Source organism: Sodalis sp. (in: enterobacteria), from assembly GCF_047607725.1.
Lineage (GTDB): Bacteria > Pseudomonadota > Gammaproteobacteria > Enterobacterales > Enterobacteriaceae > JBLKSS01.
On the sequence record NZ_JBLKSS010000340.1, the window covers coordinates 1 to 2496 of the forward strand.

2 protein-coding genes and 2 pseudogenes are annotated in these 2496 nt (G+C 53.4%); 1 reads left to right on the forward strand and 3 read right to left on the reverse strand.

Annotated features, from left to right (window positions below; all coding sequences use genetic code 11):
- Nucleotides 1–266, reverse strand: a pseudogene (locus ACMX3H_RS20075) (hypothetical protein); the annotation flags it as partial.
- Between the two features lie 176 nt (nt 267–442).
- Between ACMX3H_RS20075 and ACMX3H_RS20080 the strand changes: the two are divergent.
- A complete protein-coding gene (locus ACMX3H_RS20080) occupies nt 443–1033 on the forward strand; it encodes a recombinase family protein (RefSeq protein WP_415211950.1) in 591 nt (196 codons plus the stop codon).
- 156 nt (nt 1034–1189) lie between these two features.
- On the opposite strand, the pseudogene ACMX3H_RS20085 reads toward ACMX3H_RS20080, so the two are convergent.
- Nucleotides 1190–1823 (reverse strand): annotated as a pseudogene (locus ACMX3H_RS20085) (urea amidolyase associated protein UAAP2).
- Nucleotides 1816–2490, reverse strand: coding sequence for an urea amidolyase associated protein UAAP1 (locus tag ACMX3H_RS20090; protein ID WP_415211951.1), 675 nt, complete (start codon nt 2488–2490; stop codon nt 1816–1818). Before ACMX3H_RS20090 ends, ACMX3H_RS20085 begins: the two are co-directional and overlap by 8 nt.
- Nucleotides 2491–2496: the final 6 nt, after the last annotated feature.

Here is a 2496-nt window from a genome sequence, read left to right on the forward strand (position 1 = left end):
TTGCTAATCTGCATATTAAGCCAGCTGCTTAACGCACCGCCCCATAATGACCAGTGGATATTGCCATCTTCTTGATAAACCGCGGTTCTTCCGCCCCATGAGACAACCAGGTTGCTATGGGTATTGATAGTGCCATCGATTTCAACACTACTCAACCAATGGAAATTGGCATTACTCCAGTCTCCAACTTTTGCATTATTGGCATAAAATGCCACGTTGCCGTCACCATTGGCTCGTAGCCCTGAGTCGTTATCGCCAATATGCACTGATTGGGTCACATGGAGGTTGCCGTTGACGGTTCCTCCGCTACGTTTATCCAGTGCGTTTTTTGCACAATCTACCGTTTCTGTTAAACCAAGGTTTTATAACATCGAGAATTTAGCTAAAATTTTGACCTAAACCAGCGATTACAAGGCTTACCAAGGTTGAGAAAAGGTTAAAAATGGCAAAAATTGGCTATATGAGGGTGTCAAAAAATGACCAAAACACCGATTTACAGCAAAAATCCTTGATTTGCGCAAATTGTGAACAGATTTTTGAGGATAAAATCAGTGAAAAAACAGACCAGAGACCCGGATTAAAACGCGCGTTAAACTGCCTGAAATCTGGCGATACACTGGTGGTCTGGAAGCTAGATAGGCTGGGTCGAAGCATTAAACATTTGATTACTTTAATATCCAAACTTGAAGATGAAGGCATCCATTTTCATAGCTTGACGGATGCTATTGATACCTCTACGTCCGCGGGCCGTTTTTTCTTCCATGTGATGAGCGCGTTGGCACAAATGGAGCGGGAACTCATTGTTGAGCGTACTAAGGCAGGTTTGGCCGCAGCAAGAAGCAGGGGGCGTATCGGAGGTAGACCTTGCTCATTATCTTCCGCACAGCAAGAGCAGGCTAAAAAATTACTCGAGTCAGGCCATAGTAGAAAGCAGCTTGCATTACTGTATGGCGTCTCATTGGCCAGCATCTACAAATATTGTCCAGTTAATCTAAATTCCCGAACAGGTCAAAGCGGCCCGGTCGAAAAATAAAAGTGTAATTTCGTTGCACTGATGGAAACAAAAGCAACTCACCATTTATCGCACGTTTTGGCTTCAAATATCGCGCGGCGCATCAGCCGACGGCGGGGAGGATTTTCCGGCAATCGTGGGGCAAAGACGCGTGCCGTCTATGCCTGCCTTGGGGCACTACCAGACGCAGACCTCAATCGGCGTCGGGTTATAGCCGTTGCAGGGATTGTTTAACTGCGGGCAATTCGATATCAGCACCAGGACCGCCATCTGCGCCGTTAGCTCGACATATTTACCTGGCGCGGAATGCCGTCGGCGAAGGTCAATCCACCTTGCGCCGTTCCCGGAACATTCATAAAAAAATTGATGTTATGGGTGATGTCGCGCTTGGTCAGGCCGTATTCAGGGTGCTCGGCGATAGCCAACATCCAGCTATCGCGGCAGGCGTGCATATGGCGTTTTTCCAGCGAATAACGCACGGTATTGCTCTCGGTGGCGCCGGCGCCGCCCAAGGTATCGTGGCGGCCGCAGGTGTCGGCGACGATTTCCAGCATCGGATTCCCCTCGCTGGAGCGCAGTAGGCTACCGGTGGTCAAAAGCACATTTTGCTGTGCGCGTACGGTATCCATCATGCTGTAGCGCTCGGCGGTATTCTCGGCGTTGAAAAATAGCGTATCCGCCGCCTGGTTGCCCTCGCAATCGGTAATGCGCAGGTCTTGCCCGCGCGCCAGACGATGCAGCCAATACTCGCGGCTGGAATGCGGCACCGTAGTTGCGCCTCTTCGGGTAAACGTGTGCTGGTGTTAATCATGGTCGGCTCCTTCCAAATAATACAGCGCGTTATTGGCCAGTCCGCGCCGATTTTCCTCGCGTTCCAGGCTGTAGGGCGGCAGCGGCGCGCGGTCCGCGAGCAGCGCAATCTCGACCGCTGAGCGCGGGTAATCGCCGGCGGGAGCCAGCGGATGAGGGCAGGTATGCAGCACGACCAGCGTGTCCATCACGAAACGCAGCGTCACGGCGGCGCCGGGCGGCGGTTGCGGGCAGCGGCGCAGAGCGCCGTCATCATCGACCTCGACACGGGAAAACCAATTGACGCAGGCGGCCGTGCCCCGTTTGCCCAGACCGTATTTGGCAAGCTCCACCAGAAAACTGTCGAAGCCGTTTTGATGACGTTCGTTGCGCGCCTCCTGGTAGCGCGCCGCGCCGAAACGCTGCTCGCAAAGGGCGGCGTTCTGGGTACCGCAAACCGTGTCGTGCCAGCCGAAGCTATCTTGCTCGATACCGCAGAAAATCCGGCCCATATCGGAATACAAACAGTGCCCGGACGTCAGCCGGAAGGTGTGCTGACATTTCAGGGTATCGGGGGCGTTATAGCGCTCCAGCAAGTTTTCCGGGTTGTAGAACAGCATGCCGACGTTGGCGCCGCCCAGGTGCTGGTTCCGGTCACGTCCGATCACTGATTCCGGTCGCCCGATCAGCGATTC